19 protein-coding genes are annotated in these 18,033 nt (G+C 71.4%); 11 read left to right on the forward strand and 8 right to left on the reverse strand.

Annotated elements, in window-relative coordinates:
- Positions 1-33 precede the first annotated feature (33 nt).
- Both dapE and ACFPIH_RS10725 read left to right on the forward strand, forming a co-directional pair.
- Positions 34-1,113, forward strand: coding sequence for a succinyl-diaminopimelate desuccinylase (dapE, locus tag ACFPIH_RS10720; protein ID WP_381165063.1), 1,080 nt, complete (start codon positions 34-36; stop codon positions 1,111-1,113).
- A 143-nt stretch (positions 1,114-1,256) separates the two neighbouring features.
- Complete coding sequence (locus ACFPIH_RS10725) at positions 1,257-2,015, forward strand: LOG family protein (RefSeq protein WP_381165060.1); 759 nt, start codon at positions 1,257-1,259, stop codon at positions 2,013-2,015.
- A 91-nt stretch (positions 2,016-2,106) separates the two neighbouring features.
- On the opposite strand, the gene folP is transcribed toward ACFPIH_RS10725, so the two are convergent.
- The gene (gene folP / locus ACFPIH_RS10730) at positions 2,107-2,967 is read right to left on the reverse strand and encodes a dihydropteroate synthase (RefSeq protein ID WP_381165057.1); all 861 of its coding nucleotides are present in this window, start codon (positions 2,965-2,967) and stop codon (positions 2,107-2,109) included.
- A 131-nt stretch (positions 2,968-3,098) separates the two neighbouring features.
- Between folP and ACFPIH_RS10735 the strand changes: the two genes are divergently transcribed.
- On the forward strand, positions 3,099-3,452 hold the full coding sequence (locus ACFPIH_RS10735) for a DivIVA domain-containing protein (RefSeq protein WP_381165777.1): 354 nt from the start codon (positions 3,099-3,101) through the stop codon (positions 3,450-3,452).
- Positions 3,449-4,033, forward strand: coding sequence for a DNA-3-methyladenine glycosylase I (locus ACFPIH_RS10740; protein WP_381165054.1), 585 nt, complete (start codon positions 3,449-3,451; stop codon positions 4,031-4,033). The genes ACFPIH_RS10735 and ACFPIH_RS10740 overlap by 4 nt, the downstream gene beginning before the upstream one ends.
- 4 nt (positions 4,034-4,037) lie before the next feature.
- Here the strand turns inward: ACFPIH_RS10740 and chcB are convergent, their stop codons facing one another.
- Complete coding sequence (chcB, locus tag ACFPIH_RS10745; RefSeq protein WP_381165051.1) at positions 4,038-4,829, reverse strand: 2-cyclohexenylcarbonyl CoA isomerase; 792 nt, start codon at positions 4,827-4,829, stop codon at positions 4,038-4,040.
- A 358-nt stretch (positions 4,830-5,187) separates the two neighbouring features.
- On the opposite strand from chcB, the gene ACFPIH_RS10750 reads away from it, so the two are divergent.
- Positions 5,188-5,355, forward strand: a complete 168-nt coding sequence (locus ACFPIH_RS10750) for a DUF3117 domain-containing protein (protein ID WP_003966491.1) — start codon at positions 5,188-5,190, stop codon at positions 5,353-5,355.
- 111 nt (positions 5,356-5,466) lie between these two features.
- Here the strand turns inward: ACFPIH_RS10750 and ACFPIH_RS10755 are convergent, their stop codons facing one another.
- Complete coding sequence (locus ACFPIH_RS10755; protein ID WP_381165775.1) at positions 5,467-6,141, reverse strand: O-methyltransferase; 675 nt, start codon at positions 6,139-6,141, stop codon at positions 5,467-5,469.
- Between the two features lie 188 nt (positions 6,142-6,329).
- Between ACFPIH_RS10755 and sigE the strand changes: the two genes are divergently transcribed.
- The 5 genes from sigE to ACFPIH_RS10780 all read left to right on the forward strand — a co-directional run bounded on the left by sigE (position 6,330) and on the right by ACFPIH_RS10780 (position 12,100).
- On the forward strand, positions 6,330-7,115 hold the full coding sequence (sigE, locus tag ACFPIH_RS10760) for an RNA polymerase sigma factor SigE (protein WP_381165048.1): 786 nt from the start codon (positions 6,330-6,332) through the stop codon (positions 7,113-7,115).
- The gene (locus tag ACFPIH_RS10765) at positions 7,112-8,077 is read left to right on the forward strand and encodes an anti-sigma factor family protein (RefSeq protein WP_381165045.1); all 966 of its coding nucleotides are present in this window, start codon (positions 7,112-7,114) and stop codon (positions 8,075-8,077) included. The genes sigE and ACFPIH_RS10765 overlap by 4 nt, the downstream gene beginning before the upstream one ends.
- Positions 8,078-8,915: 838 nt before the next feature.
- A complete protein-coding gene (locus tag ACFPIH_RS10770) occupies positions 8,916-10,550 on the forward strand; it encodes a S1C family serine protease (protein ID WP_417801368.1) in 1,635 nt (544 codons plus the stop codon).
- A gap of 257 nt (positions 10,551-10,807) precedes the next feature.
- Positions 10,808-11,248 (forward strand): sec-independent translocase, encoded by a 441-nt coding sequence (locus ACFPIH_RS10775; protein ID WP_381165042.1) that lies wholly within the window; start codon positions 10,808-10,810, stop codon positions 11,246-11,248.
- A 192-nt stretch (positions 11,249-11,440) separates the two neighbouring features.
- Entirely contained in the window at positions 11,441-12,100 is a 660-nt protein-coding gene (locus tag ACFPIH_RS10780) for a hypothetical protein (RefSeq protein WP_381165039.1), read from the forward strand.
- A gap of 84 nt (positions 12,101-12,184) precedes the next feature.
- On the opposite strand, the gene ACFPIH_RS10785 is transcribed toward ACFPIH_RS10780, so the two are convergent.
- From ACFPIH_RS10785 to ACFPIH_RS10795, 3 genes are read right to left on the reverse strand one after another with little or no spacing between them, the layout of a single operon-like run.
- Positions 12,185-13,318 carry an Mrp/NBP35 family ATP-binding protein gene (locus tag ACFPIH_RS10785; protein WP_381165036.1) on the reverse strand — a complete coding sequence of 378 codons (1,134 nt, stop codon included), beginning with the start codon at positions 13,316-13,318 and terminating at the stop codon, positions 12,185-12,187.
- 42 nt (positions 13,319-13,360) lie between these two features.
- Positions 13,361-13,921 carry a DUF1003 domain-containing protein gene (locus ACFPIH_RS10790; RefSeq protein ID WP_381165033.1) on the reverse strand — a complete coding sequence of 187 codons (561 nt, stop codon included), beginning with the start codon at positions 13,919-13,921 and terminating at the stop codon, positions 13,361-13,363.
- Positions 13,905-15,212 carry a magnesium transporter MgtE N-terminal domain-containing protein gene (locus tag ACFPIH_RS10795; RefSeq protein ID WP_381165030.1) on the reverse strand — a complete coding sequence of 436 codons (1,308 nt, stop codon included), beginning with the start codon at positions 15,210-15,212 and terminating at the stop codon, positions 13,905-13,907. The genes ACFPIH_RS10790 and ACFPIH_RS10795 overlap by 17 nt, the downstream gene beginning before the upstream one ends.
- 199 nt (positions 15,213-15,411) lie before the next feature.
- On the opposite strand from ACFPIH_RS10795, the gene ACFPIH_RS10800 reads away from it, so the two are divergent.
- A complete protein-coding gene (locus ACFPIH_RS10800) occupies positions 15,412-16,176 on the forward strand; it encodes a hypothetical protein (protein WP_381165771.1) in 765 nt (254 codons plus the stop codon).
- Positions 16,177-16,199: 23 nt separating this feature from the next.
- Here ACFPIH_RS10800 and ACFPIH_RS10805 read toward each other — a convergent pair whose 3' ends face one another.
- Positions 16,200-16,727 carry a hypothetical protein gene (locus tag ACFPIH_RS10805; protein WP_381165027.1) on the reverse strand — a complete coding sequence of 176 codons (528 nt, stop codon included), beginning with the start codon at positions 16,725-16,727 and terminating at the stop codon, positions 16,200-16,202.
- Between the two features lie 25 nt (positions 16,728-16,752).
- Positions 16,753-17,883, reverse strand: coding sequence for a magnesium and cobalt transport protein CorA (locus ACFPIH_RS10810; RefSeq protein ID WP_381165024.1), 1,131 nt, complete (start codon positions 17,881-17,883; stop codon positions 16,753-16,755).
- Between the last annotated feature and the right edge of the window lie 150 nt (positions 17,884-18,033).

Below are 18,033 nucleotides of genomic sequence, written 5' to 3' on the forward strand. Positions count from 1 at the left end.
TGATGGTCGCACTGGCGCGTTAGGGTCGACGCCATGGCCGACACCCCCCTTGACCTCACTCTGGACGCCGCCACGCTCACCGCGCGGCTCGTCGACTTCCCCTCCGAGAGCGGCACCGAGAAGCCCCTCGCGGACGCGATCGAGACCGCCCTGAGCGCGCTGCCCCACCTCACGGTCGAGCGCCACGGCAACAACGTGGTCGCCCGCACGAACCTGGGCCGCGCGCAGCGGGTGATCCTGGCCGGCCACATCGACACCGTCCCGATCGCGGACAACGTCCCCTCCCGCCTGGACGAGGACGGCGTGCTCTGGGGCTGCGGCACCTGCGACATGAAGTCGGGCGTCGCGGTCCAGCTCCGCATCGCGGCCACCGTCCCGGCCCCCAACCGCGACCTGACCTTCGTCTTCTACGACAACGAGGAGGTCGCCGCCGACCTCAACGGCCTCCGGCATGTCGCCGAGGCCCGCCCCGAGTGGCTGGCCGGGGACTTCGCGGTGCTCCTGGAGCCGTCGGACGGCCAGGTCGAGGGCGGCTGCCAGGGCACCCTGCGCGTGCTCCTGAGGACCTCGGGCGAGCGGGCCCACTCGGCGCGCGGCTGGATGGGCTCCAACGCGATCCACGCCGCCGCCCCGATCCTGGCGCGCCTCGCCGAGTACAAGCCGCGGTGGCCGGTGATCGACGGCCTGGAGTACCGCGAGGGCCTCAACGCGGTCGGCATCAGGGGCGGCGTCGCGGGCAACGTCATCCCCGACGAGTGCGTGGTCACCGTCAACTTCCGCTACGCGCCGGACCGGACCGCGGAGGACGCGATCGCCCACGTCCACGAGGTCTTCGCCGACTGCGGAGTGACGGAGTTCGTCGTCGACGACCACAGCCCCGGCGCCCTGCCCGGCCTCTCCCACCCGGCAGCGGTCGCCTTCATCGAGGCGGTGGGCGGCACTCCGATGCCCAAGTACGGCTGGACGGACGTCAGCCGCTTCTCCGCCCTCGGCATCCCCGCGGTCAACTACGGCCCCGGCAACCCGCACTTGGCCCACAAGCGCGACGAACGCGTCGAGACGGCGAAGATCCTGGCCGGGGAGGAGCGCCTCCGGGCCTGGCTGAGTGACTGAGCAGTGGCCGGGTCCTGGCCGGGTCCTGGCTGAGGAGCGGCTGGGTACGAGCACGCTTCGAGCCGGACACGCCGACGTCCCCCGTCCGTAACCCGGGTGGATCTACGCTGGCACGGAAAGACCTGCAAGCGGAGGGAGCGCACATGGCTACCGGCAACCCCGAGGGGAAGCAGCAGCCGCCGGAGGAGCAGCGGCTGGGACCGGTCCTCCGACGGCGAGGTCAGGTCACGGCCAGCACCACCGACCAGCGGCTGCTGGACGCGGGCGGACCCTCCGACTGGGTCCACACCGACCCCTGGCGGGTCCTGCGCATCCAGTCCGAGTTCATCGAGGGCTTCGGCACACTCGCCGAACTCCCCCCGGCGATCAGCGTGTTCGGCTCCGCCCGGACCCCCGTCGACTCGCCGGAGTACGCGGCGGGTGTGCGGCTGGGCAGCGCCCTCGTCGAGGCGGGCTGGGCCGTCATCACCGGCGGCGGCCCGGGCGCCATGGAGGCGGCCAACAAGGGCGCGTGCGAGGCGGGCGGCATCTCGGTCGGCCTCGGCATCGAGCTGCCCTTCGAACAGGGGCTCAACCCCTACGTCGACATCGGGCTCAACTTCCGGTACTTCTTCGTCCGCAAGATGATGTTCGTGAAGTACGCGCAGGGATTCGTCGTCCTGCCCGGCGGCCTCGGCACCCTCGACGAGCTCTTCGAGGCCCTGACCCTCGTCCAGACCCAGAAGGTCACCCGCTTCCCGATCGTCCTCTTCGGCACGGAGTACTGGGGCGGCCTGATCGACTGGCTCAGGAACACCCTGATCGCCCAGGGCAAGGCGTCGGAGAAGGACCTGCTCCTGTTCCACGTGACGGACGACGTGGACGAGGCGGTGGCACTGGTCTCGAAGGAGGCGGCGCGCTAGAAGCCGCTGCTTTTTGGCCTACCGAGACGGTGGTGGGCGGGCGTAGGCCGGGGGTCCGGGGAGCGGGAGCCCCCTGGTACCCGGAGTGGGCCTACGCCAGCCCTCGCCGTGCCACCGCCGGGGCCCGGTGGCCTGCGATCGACGCCACCATCTCGAGTACCTGCCGTGTCTCGGCAACTTCGTGCACCCGGTAGACCTGGGCCCCCAGCCACGCCGACACCGCAGTCGTCGCAAGGGTCCCCACCACCCGCTCCTTCACCGGCCGGTCCAACGTCTCCCCGACGAAGTCCTTGTTGGACAGCGACACCAGCACCGGCCAGCCCGTCTCCACCATCTCGCCCAGCCGCCGCGTCGCCTCCAGGCTGTGCCGCGTGTTCTTCCCGAAGTCGTGCCCCGGATCGATCAGCACCGACTCCCTCGGCACCCCGAGCGCCACCGCCCGCTCCGCCAGCCCCACGGTCACCCGCAGAATGTCGGCCACGACGTCGTCGTACGTCACCCGGTGCGGCCGGGTCCGCGGCTCCGCGCCCCCCGCGTGCGTGCACACCAGCCCCACCCCGTACCGCGCGGCGACCTCCGCGAGCCCGGGGTCGACGCCACCCCACGCGTCGTTCAGCAGGTCCGCGCCCGCCTCGCAGACCGCCTCCCCGACCTCCGCCCGCCAGGTGTCGACGCTGATGATCACGTCCGGGAAGCGCCGCCGTACCTCCGCCACGAAACCGACGGTCCGCCGCGCCTCCTCCTCGGCGGTCACCTCGTCACCCGGGCCCGCCTTCACCCCGCCGATGTCGACGATGGCGGCACCCTCCGACACCGCCTGCTCGACGCGGGCGAGCGCCGGCTCGTCGCGGAAGGTCGCGCCCCGGTCGTAGAACGAGTCGGGGGTCCGGTTCACGATCGCCATGATCACCGGCTCATGGGCCCCGAACTCCCGCCTGCCCAGCCTGAGCATCGCCTGTGACCTCTCCTAGTACGTGCTGCGCATCCACCGCCTGCGACCCTAACTGTCCGACCCGCATGGCACGATCGGACCCACACACTTTCGAGACCGAGCACACCGAGCCTGGGGACCCACCGATGGTTATGTTCTTGTTCCTGGTCATCGCGCTCGCCGTGGTGGTCGCCGCGGTGACACTCGCCGTGGTGGGCGGCGGCGAGGGCACCGGCCCGCTGCCGGAGGCCGCGCCCCAGCGGTTGCACGACCCGCTGCCCGCGGACCGCCAGGTCGAGCGCTCCGACGTCGACCGCCTGCGCTTCCCGCTGGCCGCCCGCGGCTACCGCATGGCGGACGTCGACGACGCCCTGAACCGCCTCGGCGCGGAGCTCGCCGAGCGCGACGCCCGGATCGCCGACCTGGAGTCCGCCCTGTCCGGCGCGCAGGCCCCGAGCGGGTCCCAGGTCTCCTTCGAGAAGCCCGCCCCGGAGGACCAGCAGTGACCGACGGTACGGCCGTCGCCGGTCCGGACGGCGCGCTGCGCTGCCCCTGGGCGCTGTCCACCGAGGACTACGTGGCGTACCACGACGAGGAGTGGGGCCGCCCGGTCCACGGCGACGACGCGCTCTTCGAACGGCTCAGCCTGGAGGCCTTCCAGTCCGGCCTCTCCTGGATCACGATCCTGCGCCGCCGCACCGGCTTCCGCGCCGCCTTCGCCGACTTCAAGATCGCCTCGGTGGCCACGTTCACGGACGAGGACCGCACCCGCCTCCTCGCCGACGCGGGCATCATCCGCAACCGGGCCAAGATCGACGCGACGATCGCCAACGCCCGCGTGCTGGCCGACTGGCCCCCGGGCGACCTGGACACCCTGATCTGGTCCCACGCCCCGGACGCGGCGACTCGCCCGATCCCGCAGACCTTGTCGGACATCCCGGCGGTCACGGACGAGTCGACAGCCCTGTCCAAGGCCCTGAAGAAGCGCGGCCTGAGATTCGTGGGCCCGACGACGGCGTACGCCTTGATGCAGGCCTGCGGCCTGGTCAACGATCACCTGCAAACCTGCGTCAGTCGTATGCCCTAGGGGCTCAACGCCCCAAGTACCTCGGCGTCTCCTTCTTCACGAACGCGGACACCGCGGTCGCATGGTCCTCGGACGCCCCGGCCCGCCCCTGCAACTCGTCCTCCTTGTCCAGCGTCTCGGAGAGGGAGTGCGAGAACCCGTAAGCCACCGCTTCCTTGATCGCCGCATAGGCCACGGTCGGCCCCGCGGCCAAGGCCCGAGCGACCCGCTCACCCTCGGCCCGCAGCTCCGCAGCCGGCACGACCCGGTTGGCGATCCCCAGCTCGTAAGCCTCCTGAGCCTTGATGCTCCGGGGGAAGAGCAGCAGATCGGCGGCCCGCCCGGGCCCGATCACGCGGGGCAGGGTCCAGGAGACCCCGGAGTCGGCGGTGAGCGCGACACCCGCGAACGACGTGTTGAAGGACGCCGTGTCGGCCACGACGCGGTAGTCCGCGGCGAGGACGAACCCGAATCCGGCCCCCGCGGCGACCCCGTTGACCGCGCAGACCACCGGCTTCGGCGCCTCCGTCAGGGCGCGCACGATCGGGTTGTAGTGCTCCTTGACCGTGCTCATGACGACGTCCGAGCCCTTGGCCAGCAACTCGATGTGCTCCTTGAGGTCCTGCCCCACGCAGAACGCCCGCTCCCCGGAGGCGGTCAGCAGCACCGCCCGTACCGCGGGGTCGTCCGCCGCCTCCCGCACCACGTCCCGCAGCGCGATCTTCGTGGCGACGTTCAGCGCGTTCATCGCCTCCGGGCGGTTGAGCGTGATCGTCGCGAGTCCGTCGCTCACCTCGTACAGCACGCTGTCGGCCATCCCGTATCCCCTCTGAGTCCTGACGTACGTCGGTGTACGGAGCACAGCATGGCGGAGATCACTGTCCGAGGACCGGACGCGACGTGTGACCTGCGTCAAAGAATTCGACTCGGTTTACGGACCGCAGATGTCTGTGCGGCGGCGCAGTATCGCAGTCACACCGCCGAATTGAGTGGTTTTGCTCGCGTGCGTTGCCCAAGCGATGCCGTCTGATGTTGGTCATCGGGTCCTGAGATGCGGGATAATGGCCTGGAAGCAATGTGTTCGATGCCGGTGTCGCGAGTCCCACGTTGGGCCGCGCCTGCCCTCCCAGGGCCGTCGGCTTTGACGTGAGCTGGTTTCAGGAAGGGGAACGAGCATGGCGGCCATGAAGCCGCGGACGGGCGACGGCCCGCTCGAGGTGACCAAGGAGGGGCGGGGCATCGTCATGCGCGTTCCGCTCGAAGGCGGCGGTCGGCTCGTCGTCGAGCTGACCCCTGACGAGGCCGACGCGCTGGGCGACGCCCTCAAGAAGGTCGTCGGCTGACGCGCAAGCGACCATACCCTTTCAGTCGCCCCGGCATCCTCTTGGGTGCCGGGGCCGCTGTTTGGGCGGGGTGTACGGCGCCCTACGGCTCGTCCGGCCCAACGGTCATGGTCACCGTTTGACCGCGCAGAGCATCCCGTCGCCCACCGGCAGCAGCGACGGTACGAGCTCCTGGCTCTCGCGCACCGCCCGCAGCAGCTCCCGGATTCTTATGACCTCCGTGGGCTGCGGGCCGGAGTCGACGGTGCGGCCGTTGGCGAAGACGCCCTCGAAGACCACCAGGCCACCGGGGCGCAGCAGGCGCAACGATTCAGCGAGATAGTCGAGGAACTCCAGGCGGTCGCCGTCGCAGAAGACCAGGTCGTAGCCGGCGTCCGCGAGGCGGGGCAGGACGTCGAGCGCGCGGCCGGGGATGAAACGGGCCCGGTTGCTGGCGAAGCCGCAGGCGCGGAAGGCCTGGCGGGCGAACTGCTGGTGCTCGGGCTCGGGGTCTACGGTGGTGAGAACACCGTCGGGGCGCATACCGTGCAGCAGGTGGATCCCGGAGACGCCGGTGCCGGTACCGATCTCCGCGACCGCCTTCGCGTCCACGGTGGCGGCGAGCAGACGCAGCGCGGCGCCCGTGCTGGGCGACACCGAGCGCAGCCCTGCCTCGCGGGCCCGGTCACGGGCCCAGCGCAGCGCTTCGTCCTCGGCGGCATAGGCGTCGGCGAACGCCCAGCTTGCCTGCCGGTTGCCGGTAATGAGCCTCTCCTGTCCCCGCTGGTTGCCTGGGCGTGACTGTATCCGTTGCCGCCGGGAACCCGCAGATGGGACCGGGCGTTTGTAGGGGTGGGAACTACGAGCGGGGGACACAGTTGGATCACGATGAGGAGTGGGGCGTCGAGCAAGTGCTGACGCAGCAGTATGAGCCGTATCAGCCCAGATCAAATTCTCGTAAAACCACTTATCCGGAGCTAACGGGCGAGGTGGCTATGGTAGGGGCTCCACTGGACACCACCAGAGCCGACAGGGGAGGTGCGGCCGTACCTGTGGATCGGGGAGGAGTGCTCCGGCGCTTTCTCGGATCGGCGGGCAGGCCGAAATCCGTGAACGACACCGCTGCTGACCACAGCCACACCGCCGGCTTCAGCGCCGGCCACAGCCAGACCGCGACCTTCTCCACCGACGCGGACGGGCAGGCGTGGACTCCGCCCACGTGGGAGGAGATCGTCAGCATGCACAGCGGCCGGGTCTACCGGCTCGCCTACCGGCTCACCGGCAACCAGCACGACGCCGAGGATCTCACCCAGGAGGTCTTCGTCCGCGTCTTCCGCTCGCTGTCGACGTACACGCCGGGCACCTTCGAGGGCTGGCTGCACCGCATCACCACCAATCTCTTCCTGGACATGGTCCGCCGCAAGCAGCGCATCCGCTTCGACGCGCTCGGCGAGGACGCGGCCGAGCGGCTCGCCAGCAAGGAACCCACCCCGCAGCAGATCTTCAACGACGCCCACTTCGACGCGGACGTCCAGCAGGCTCTCGACACCCTCGCGCCCGAGTTCCGCGCCGCGGTCGTCCTGTGCGACATCGAAGGACTGTCGTACGAGGAGATCGCCGCGACCCTGGGCGTCAAGCTGGGCACGGTCCGCTCGCGCATCCACCGCGGCCGCTCGCAGCTGCGCAAGGCCCTCGCGCACCGCTCGCCGGAGGCGCGCGAGAAGCGCCGCTCGTTCGTGGCCCGGGTGCCCGCTCTGGGAGGAGGGGGCGCGACCGCGTGAGTGGAACTCGACGTAATCCCCCCACCGAGGGCCTCCTCGCGGAGCAGCACCTGGGCGACCGGCTGTCCGCCCTCGTGGACGGCGAGCTCGGTCATGACACCCGTGAGCGCGTGCTGGCCCATGTGGCGACCTGTACGAAGTGCAAGGCGGAGGTCGACGCCCAGCGCCGGCTGAAGAACGTTTTCGCGGAAGTGGCCCCGCCCGCTCCCTCCGAAAGCTTCCTGGCCCGGCTCCAAGGGCTTCCCGGCGGCGGCGACCAGGACCCCGGCAGCTCGCGGCTCGGAGGAGGCGGCGGCTTCGGCGAGGGCGTCTTCGGCCGGGAGCAGCCCTTCGAGTTCGGGTACGTTCCCGCCGGCGACCACGGCTCCGTGCTCCCGCCCGCCACCGACCGCGGCTTCCGTATCCACCCCGTGGGGCGCGGCGACCGGCATGCCTCCGAGGGCGAGCGCTCGCGCAGTATGCGGTTCGCCTTCGTCGCCGCCGGCGCGGTGTCGCTGGCCGCGATCGCCCTCGGCGGCATGAGCACCGGTGTGCCGGTCGACACCACGGCGGACGCCCGCGGTGGATCCGGCGGCAGCAATGTGACACCGGCCCGCACCCCGGGCACGGGTTCCGCCACCTCGGAGAACCAGCGGCGCCGGGGCACCGGTCCGCTGCTCGCCCAGGGCGGCCAGTTCCTCGGCGATACCCCGGTGGCCCCCACCGAGGTGTCCGCCCCGCTGCTGCCAGGCGTGCCCACCCCGGCCTCGGGCCATCCGGAACAGGCCGTCCTGCACCGGTTCACCTCTCCCGTGGTGGCCGGCGCGGCGGTCATGTCCCCGCTGATACGTCCGCTGGTGGCAACCCCGCCGATCGCCCTGACCTCCTTCGCCTCGGCCCCCGAGGTGACCGGAACGGGCCTGCTCGCCGCGCCCGTCCCTGACGCCACATCGGCCCCCACCTCCTCGCAGCGCCCCCGCTGACCCTGTGTCTGCACCGGCCTGCGGCGAACCTGGTTGAATCCAGAAGAGGCGGTGTCAGGGAGCCGCGACGGGGCCCGAACGTGGGGAGAGCATGGAAAAGGGGACGGGGACGCAGGGGGAGTCACTTGAGGGCGACTTCGAACTGGCAGAACCTGGAGCGACCTCCGCGGAAGCGGCACCACCGAGGGGTTCGGAGGGGTCCGGGGGACCGGCCGGTACGAAGACCGACGCGAATGGCGCCGGCGGCGGTGGCGGTGACTACGAGCTCAGCCGCCCCCTGAGGGCGCCGGCCGCGCCCTTGCCGGCGGCGGCTGAGGAGCCACCCAAGCCGCTGCACGACCCCGACCCCTACAGCACCCCGCCGTACGGCCACCCGGGCCCCTGGGCACCCGCACCGCCGGTCCAGCATCCGGCGGTCACATCGGCCTCGGGTACGGCCTCCACCGCTGCCGCGCCCGCCGGGTCCGGTGCGGTTGCCTCCGGTGCCGCGCCCGTCGGCGCCCTGACCGGGGCCGTTTCTTCCGGTGCCGCGCCGATCGGCGATCCGTCAGGGGCTGTACCGTCCGGTGCCGCCCCGTCGGGAGCCGCATCTGCCGGTGCTGTCGCTCCGGGTGCAGAGCCTGCGGTGACCCCGCGGGGAGTCGCCTCCGGCGCCGCTCCGGCTGCGGTTTCCTCGGGTGCCGCTCCGGCCGAGGCCCCATCCGGCGCCGCTCCCGTTCCCGGTACCGCTCCCTCCGGCGCAGGTGCCGTCGGCCCGGTCGCCGACCCGTCTGCCGCTCCGGGCACGCACGACCCGTCTGCCGCGCCCGCTGCTTCCGACCCGTCTGCCCAGTCCGCCGTGTCCCCCGGGCCCGGCTCGTCTCCGGTGCCCGAGCCGTCGGCCGGGTCGGCCGGGCCCGACCCGGCGGACGCGCCCGCCGCGGTCGCATCCTCCGAACAACCCCTCGTACCCGCCAACCCCTGGCACCGCTACGACCCTTGGTCCGCCACCCCTGGCACCCCCGGCACCCCTGGCTTCCCGGAAGCCTCCGGAACCTCGGGCTCCCCAGGCGTCTCTGCCTCGGGCGCTCCCGGCGCTCCCGGCGCTCCCGGCGCTCCCGGCGCTCCCGGCCTCCCCACCCCCGGCGCTCCCGACCTCTCGGGAGCCCCCGGCACGCCCGGTCTCCCCGGAGCCCCGGGAGCACCCGGTCTCCCTGGAACCCCTGGCTTCCCGGGGGCTCCCGAAAACCCCGCCCTTCCCGGAGCCCCTGGCACCACCGCCCTCCCCGGAGACTCCGGTACCCCCGCCGCCCTTCACGCCCCCCATGCCCCCCACGCTCCCCTCCTCCACGCCGGTGAAGGTGTGGTCAGTGAGGCTGAGCGGCGTAGGCAGGTTCGGGGGCGGTTGGTGGGGGGTGCGTTGGCGTTGGCGTTGGTTTCCGGGGTGCTCGGTGGGGTCGTGGGGGCCCGTCTGGAGCGCAACGGAGGGCTGGGCGGGGTCGTGCTGCCGCAGGCGTCCGCGGAGCCCACGGGGCGGGCCGCGGACAGCGTCGCGGGGATCGCCTCGCGTGCCCTGCCGAGCGTCGTCACCCTGCACGTCAGCGGGGACGAGGAGTCCGGCACCGGCACCGGGTTCGTCCTGGACACCCGCGGCTACATCCTGACCAACAACCACGTCGTCGAGCCCGCCGCGGGCAACGGCGAGATAACCGTCGTCTTCAACGGAGGACAGACCGTCGAGGCGGAGGTCGTCGGGCGGGACAGCGGCTACGACCTCGCCGTGGTCAGGGTCAGCGGGGTCGGCAACCTCCAGCCCCTCCCGCTCGGCAACTCCGACAACGTCCAGGTCGGCGACCCGGTCGTCGCCATCGGCGCCCCCTTCGACCTGGAGGGCACCGTCACCGCGGGCATCATCAGCGCCAAGGAGCGGCCCATCACGGCCGGCGGCGGCAGCGGGGACGGCACTGATGTGTCGTATGTGGACGCGCTGCAGACCGACGCCCCGATCAACCCCGGCAACTCCGGCGGGCCCCTCCTCGACTCCCGGGGCCGGGTCGTCGGCATCAACTCCGCGATCCGTTCCGCCGCCGACGGTACCGACTCCGGCAGTGCCCAGGCCGGCTCGATCGGCCTCGGCTTCGCCATCCCCGTCAACCAGGGCAAACGCGTCGCCGAGGAGCTGATCAACACCGGCCACGCGACCCACCCGGTCATCGGCGTCACCCTCGACCTGGACTACGCCGGCGACGGCGCCCGCGTCGGCCCCAAGGGCGGTGACGGCGCCGCGGTCACCCCGGGCGGACCCGGCGACCTGGCCGGCATCAGGGCCGGGGACGTCATCACCGAAGTGGACGGCCGCCGTATCCACTCCGGCGACGAACTGATCGTCAAGACCCGCGCCCACCGACCCGGCGACCGCCTGGAGCTGACCGTCGAACGGGACGGGAAGGAGCGGACGCTCTCCCTGGTCCTCGGGTCCGCCGAGGGCAGCTGAGACGCAGCTCAGGCCCAGCTCGGGCCCGCTACGCACAGCGATTGACAGAAACCTCACAGATCGGACCCGGAAACCCGCTCCCACAAGGCAAACAACGCGAAAAACCGGCCGTGTACACCCACTCGGACCCGGCGGGACGGTACCGGTCGGCCAGGTGCGGAAGGTACCGTGGACCCGGCCCGGACCACGGAAGACCTGACCCGACCGAGGGCCCAGGGCCACATGCCGATGGCCGAGGACATCGCAAGGAGCTTCAGGTGTTCAATGACATAGGACCGCTCGAGCTGGTGACGATCGTCGTCCTGGCCGTGCTCGTCTTCGGTCCGGACAAGCTCCCGAAGGTCATCCAGGACGTGATGCGTACCGTCCGGAAGATCCGTGAGTTCTCGGAGAGCGCCAAGCAGGACATCCGGCAGGAACTCGGCCCGGAGTTCAAGGACTTCGAGTTCGAGGACCTCAACCCCAAGACCTTCATCCGCAAGCAGCTCGACAACGAGGAGCTGGGGCTGAAGGAGATCCGCAACGGCTTCGACCTCAAGAAGGAGATGGCCGAGGTCACCGACGCCGTCCACAGCCGTGACGCGGAGGCCGGGTCGGGGTCGTCCAGCGGTTCGTCGGGCGGCCGGATCGACATGACGAAGAAGCCCGAGGACGCGGGCAGGGACGAGCGCCCGCCGTTCGACGCGGACGCCACCTGAGCGCCCCTGCGTGATCTCGACCGCCCTCTGAACGACTCCGACCGCCTCCCCGGCGCGACCTGCGCACCGGGCGGGTTCCCCGCCGTCCGTGGTGGGGTGGCTATGCTGCCTGGTTGTTGTGCGGAGCGGACGAGTACGCCCGAAGGGGGGCGGGCCCGCCACTCCGTCGAGAGCGAGGAGGCGTCCGGGCACATGGAGACGACGAGTCGGGCAGTCGAACAGGCGCCGGCCGCGGAGGGTGGACAACAGGTCCCCTCCGCCCGGCGTACCGTCGACGGCTACCTTGAGGCGCCCTTCCCCTGGTACGGCCTTGACGAGGCCTTCACGGGGCCGCGCTGGCTGATGCAGGTAGGGACGGCGGCGGACGGTGCCGTCGAACACGGTTCCGTCGGACACGGCGACGAACCCTCCGTACGGCACGAGACGGCGGGCGAGGACCGCGGACGGTTCGCGGTCGTGGTGACCGTCGCCGCGCACCCCTCCCGCCGGAGCGCCGACGGCACGGGCCTCCTGGAGGCCACCTCGGTGTCCTCCGCGGCCTGGCTCGCCGGGGTGGGGCTGCTGTCCTTCACCTGGCCCGGCCAGATGGACCACACCCTGCGCGACGACTGGCTGGACCAGCAGACCGAGACGGCGTGGGTCCTCGCCGACGACCTCGACGGACCGGACTGGTCGACCCTGTCCCTCCCGGTCGACGGCGTGCCGACGCCCTTCCACTACCGGGAGTCCGAGTTCGGCTGGGTACTCGCCGGGTCGACGGAGGAAGGGGTGCACGTGGGGGCGTACGGCAGGGGCATGAGCGCGTACGGTCTCGGCTTCGCCGTGATCAAGGACATCGCCGAGTACGCCTAGGCCCGAGGAAGGGTGCCCTCGCGGCGGAGGGCGCCCTGACCGTCGTAGCGCGAAGAACCGCGCTGGAAGTTGTTCTTCACCGCGCTAGAACTTGTTCTTCGGGGTGATTCCCAGGGACAGTCCCGAAAGGCCGCGCTGGCGGCCGCCCAGCTTGCCCGCGATGGCCCGCAGCGCGGAGCCCGCCGCGGAGTCGGGGTCGGTCAGGACCACCGGCTTGCCCTCGTCACCGCCCTCGCGCAGCCGGACGTCGATCGGGATGCTGCCGAGGACCGGGACCGTGGCGCCGGTCGTGCGGGTGAGGCCGTCGGCGACCGACTGACCGCCGCCCGTGCCGAACACGTCGAGCATCTCGCCGCAGTGCGGGCAGGGCAGACCGGACATGTTCTCGACCACCCCGACGATCTTCTGGTGGGTCTGCACGGCGATGGAGCCCGCCCGCTCGGCGACCTCGGCCGCCGCCTGCTGGGGCGTGGTGACGACCAGGATCTCCGCGTTCGGGACCAGCTGCGCGACGGAGATCGCGATGTCGCCGGTGCCCGGCGGCAGGTCCAGGAGCAGCACGTCCAGGTCGCCCCAGTACACGTCCGCGAGGAACTGCTGGAGCGCGCGGTGCAGCATCGGGCCGCGCCAGACGACCGGGGTGTTGCCCGGCGTGAACATGCCGATGGAGATGACCTTCACGCCGTTCGCCGACGGCGGCATGATCATGTTCTCGACCTGCGTCGGACTCCCGTACGCGCCGAGCATGCGCGGCACGCTGTGGCCGTAGATGTCGGCGTCGACGACGCCCACCTTGAGGCCGTCGGCCGCCATCGCCGCCGCCAGGTTCACCGTCACCGAGGACTTGCCGACACCGCCCTTGCCGGACGCCACCGCGTAGACCCTGGTGAGGCTGCCGGGCTTGGCGAACGGGACCTCCCGCTCGGCCGTGCCGCCGCGCAGCGCGCTCGCCAGCTCCTTGCGCTGCTCGTCGCTCATCACGTCGAGCGTGACGTCGACGCGGGTGACGCCCTCGACCGCGCTCACCGCGTCCGTCACCCGTTGGGTGATCGTCTCCCTCATCGGGCAGCCCGAGACCGTCAGGTACACGGTGACCGCGACCGCTCCGTCCGCACCGATCTCCACCGACTTGACCATCCCGAGTTCGGTGATGGGGCGGTTGATCTCGGGGTCGTTCACCGTCGCCAGTGCCTCGCGCACCGCGTCTTCGCTAGCCATGGGTCGATGGTACGGCGCCGACGGGGGACTGCGGCCAGCCCCTCAGCGGTCGTCTGTGTCACGTCCCGACGGCCGGTCCGCCGGGAATACGACCTTCCCGTGCTGTCCGTCGTGCCGCTCGTCCAGTTCCTTGAGCACGTCCTGGAGTTCGGAGCGGATCCAGTCCCGGGTGGCGACCTCGCCCAGGCCCATCCGCAGGGCGGCGATCTCGCGGGTCAGGTACTCGGTGTCCGCGATCGACCGCTCGTTCTGGCTGCGGTCCTGTTCGAGGTTGACGCGGTCGCGGTCGTCCTGGCGGTTCTGCGCGAGCAGGATCAGCGGGGCCGCGTAGGACGCCTGCAACGACAGCATCAGGGTCAGGAAGATGAACGGGTAGTTGTCGAAGCGCAGGGATGCCGGGGCGAAGATGTTCCACACCACCCACAGGATGATGACGAACGTCATCCAGACGATGAACCGTCCGGTGCCGAGGAAGCGGGCGATGCGCTCCGACAGCCGCCCGAAGGCCTCCGGGTCCCATTCGGGCACCAGCCGGCGCCGGGGTGTGCGCGGCTGGTCCAGGCGGGGGCCGCGCGGCCGGGTGCTCTCACGCTCGGGAGTCATCGGTGTCCACCCCCTCTTCCTCGACGGTCTCCTCGTGCAGGTGGAACTCCGTCTCCCGCCAGTCCTCGGGCAGCATGTGGTCCAGTACGTCGTCCACGGTCACGGCGCCGAGCAGCGCGCCCGCCTCGTCGACGACGGGCGCGGCGACCATGTCGTACGTCGCGAAGAACCCGGCGACGACGGGCAGCGCGTCCTCGGGGTCGAGCGCCTGGAGGCTGTCGTCGAGGAGTGCGCTGACCAGGGTGTACGGGGGGTCGCGCAGGAGCCGCTGGAAGTGGACCATGCCGAGGTACTTGCCGGTCGGGGTCTCGTCGGGCGGGCGGCAGACGTAGACCTGGGCGGCGAGCGCGGGGGAGAGGTCGGGGTTGCGCACGCGCGCGAGGGCGTCGGCGACGGTGGCGTCCGGCCGCAGGATGATCGGTTCCGTGGTCATCAGACCGCCGGCCGTGTGCTCCTCGTAGGACATCAGGCGGCGCATGTCGGCGGCGTCGTCGGGCTCCATCAGGCTCAGCAGCCGCTCCTGGTCGTCCGTCGGCAGTTCGGCGAGCAGGTCGGCCGCGTCGTCGGGGTCCATGGCCTCCAGGACGTCCGCGGCGCGCTCCTCCTTCAGCTTGCCGAGGATCTCGATCTGGTCGTCCTCCGGAAGCTCCTCCAGGACGTCGGCGAGCCGGTCGTCGTCGAGGGCGGCGGCGACCTCGGCGCGCCGCTTGGGGGAGAGGTGGTGCAGCACGTTGGCGAGGTCGGCGGGGCGCAGCTGCTCGAAGCTGGCCAGCAGGCTCTCGGCGCCCTGTCCCTGCTCCTCCAGGGAGAAGCCGGTGACCGCCGACCAGTCCACGGTGAGCGTCTCGCCCCTGGCCCGCCGGAAGGCCGTGCCCTTTCTGCCCTTGCGGACGAAGACCCGGTCGATCTCCCACTCCCGGCGGGCGGGCAGCTGCTGCACGGACACGTCGAGGACGGTGACCTCCTCGTCCGTCTCGATGAGTGTGACGCGCCGGTCCAGCAGTTCCCCGAACACCAGCCGCTCGGTGGGCCGTTGCTCGAAGCGGCGGACGTTGACCACGCCGGTGGCGATGACCTGGCCGGACTCGACGCCGGTGACCCGGGTCATGGGCAGGAAGATCCGGCGCCGGGTGGACAGTTCGACGACCAGTCCGAGCAGTCGAGGGGGCCGGCGCCCGACGCGCAGCATGACGACGAGGTCGCGCACCCGGCCCACCTGGTCGCCGTTCGGATCGAAGACGGGGACTCCGGAGAGGTGCGAGACGAAGATCCGGGGGACGCCGGCTGCCATGGCTGTGGTTCCTTTGCCTACTGCGGTTCCGCTGGGTGTCTTATCCCGATTGCCCTCTCCTGTGGGCTTCAGGCTAGCCCGTCCCGATCGGATACGCCCTGGTGAGCGCTCCGGACGGACCCGTTCCGTGGCCGGTCCCGCACCCCGGTACGCTGCGGTACGCCGCTCGGCACACCCCCGCAGAAAGGCAGCCGATTTGCTGACCGCGATTCCCCAGGGCCGTACCCGCCGGGCCGTGCTGGTGAGCGCGCTGTGCGCACTCGCCGTGGGTCTCACGGGGTGCAGTGAGGATCCCGACGCGGGCACGAACGGCGTGGGCAAGCTGACCCCGCCGCAGATCCAGGCGAAGACCCAGTCCGCCGCCGGGGCGGTCGACGCCGTGCGGCTGTCGGGGACCGTGGTCACCAGCGGCCGTACGTACAAACTGGACATGCGGCTGAAGGCGGACGGCGGCACCGGGTCGGTCACCGCGGAGGGCGCCACCTTCCATCTGCTGCGGCTCGGCGAGCAGCTGTACCTGAAGGCGGACGCCGCGTTCTGGAAACACGAGGAAGGCGACGACGGCGGGGACGGCAAGGGTGACGGCGGCGGTACGGACACGGCGGCCGCGGACAAGCTCGACGGCAAGTACGTGAAGGTGCCGACGGGGGACCCCTCGTACAGGAAGTTCAGCGGCTTCACGGACAAGGACCTCCTTCTCGACGGTCTGCTGACGCTGCACGGCTCGGTGAAGACGGACGGCCACCACGAGCAGGCCGGGACGCGCACCATCCGGATCACCGGCGACGGCGGCAGCGGCGGCACGCTGGACGTGTCCCTGGAGGGCGAGCCGTATCCGCTGCGCCTGGTGCGCGGTGGCGGTGCGGGCACGCTGAGTTTCTCGGCGTGGGGCAAGGACTTCGCCCTGGAGGAGCCGGCGAAGGGCGAGACGGTCGACTACGGCAAGCAGCTGCCGACGTCCTGACGGGCCGGACGGGCCGGGAAGGGCTACTTCCGGCGTCTGCGCGCCAGCAGCTTCGGCAGGCCCGCCGGGGCCGGTTCACGGGTCGTCGCCGGGGACGGCACCGGCCGCGCCGCCAGATCGCCGTCGGGCAGGGGCAGTACGGCTCCTGTGGGCTCCAGGCGGAGCACCCGGCACTCCCGTGCCCACCGCTCCGTCATGGCCTCGCCGTCGGGCGCGTTGAGCCGCTTGCCCTTCAGCTCGGCGACGGCGGCCTCCCAGACCTCGGTGCCGGGCGTGAGCCCCACGACGTTCGCGGTCCAGGAGACCAGCCGGCCGCCCTTGTCCTTGCTGCGTACGGTGACCTCGGCGGCGGTGCCTTCGACGAGCCCCGGCAGCGGCTGCTCCCCGGGCCCGTCGCCGAGCAGACAGACCGCGCCCTCGTGCCACACGTGCCACAGCGCCCGCGCGGCCGGCTCACCCGCGCCCCTGACCCAGATGAGGCCGGACTTCTTCGTGGACTCCTCGACGAGGGCCCGATCGAGGACGGTCTGGTCGAGCGGCTCGCTTGTCATGGCGTTCAGCCTATCCAGCGCGCCCTCAGAGCCACCCGTTGCGCTTCAGCGTGCGGTGGATGCCCAGGCAGAGCCCCACCATCGCGGTCATGACGACGGGGTAGCCGAACTTCCAGTGCAGTTCCGGCATGTAGTCGAAGTTCATGCCGTACACCCCGCAGACCATCGTCGGCACGGCGATGATGGCCGCCCAGGAGGTGATCTTGCGCATGTCCTCGTTCTGCGCGACGGAGGCCTGCGCGAGGTTGGCCTGGAGGATCGAGTTGAGCAGTTCGTCGAAGCCGACGACCTGCTCCTGGACGCGGGCGAGGTGGTCGGCGACGTCCCGGAAGTACTTCTGGATGTCGGGGTCGATCAGCCGCATCGGCCGCTCGCTCAGCAGCTGCATGGGCCGCAGCAGCGGCGAGACGGCCCGCTTGAACTCCAGGACCTCACGCTTGAGCTGGTAGATCCGGCCGGCGTCGGTGCCGCGCGGGGTGCCCTTGCGGCCCGGCGAGAACACCTCGGTCTCGACCTCGTCGATGTCGTCCTGCACGGCGTCGGCGACCGCGACATAGCCGTCCACGACATGGTCGGCGATGGCGTGCAGCACCGCCGAGGGGCCCTTGGCCAGCAGCTCCGGGTCGTCCTGGAGGCGGTGGCGCAGCCCGCGCAGCGAGCCCTGGCCGCCGTGCCGGACGGTGATGAAGAAGTCCTTGCCGGTGAAGCACATCACCTCACCGGACTCGACGACCTGGCTGTTGGCGTCGAGCTGCTCGTGCTCGACGTAGTGGATGGTCTTGAAGACGGTGAACAGGGAGTCGTCGTAGCGCTCCAGCTTGGGGCGCTGGTGCGCCTGCACGGCGTCCTCCACGGCGAGCGGGTGCAGCCCGAACTCGCCCGCGATACCGGAGAATTCGGCCTCGGTCGGCTCGTGCAGTCCGATCCACACGAAGCCGCCGTCGCGCCGCACCTGGCGCATGGCCTCCTGCGGGGTCAGCGCGTGCGTGAACTCCACCCGGGAGCCGTTGCGGTAGACGGCGCAGTCGACCACGGCCGACGGGGTGGCGGGGTCGCGGGTGGCGTCGTACACGCTGCCGTCCATCCGGACGCCGCTCTTGCGCAGGGACGGGCGGACGGGGCGGACGGCGTCACGCAGGTCGCGGATCATCGACATGGCAGGCTCCTTCGCATCGGGCGACGAAGGCCGCGGTGACGGGTGGAACTACCCGGAATGAGGACGTCCTGACTGCGGATGTTTGGCACGTCCACAAAGCGGGGAGCACCGCACCGTCGCGGTGGCGAACTTCGTTGCTGAATCAGCTAC

This window comes from Streptomyces vulcanius (assembly GCF_042653945.1).
Classification (GTDB): domain Bacteria; phylum Actinomycetota; class Actinomycetes; order Streptomycetales; family Streptomycetaceae; genus Streptomyces; species Streptomyces mangrovi.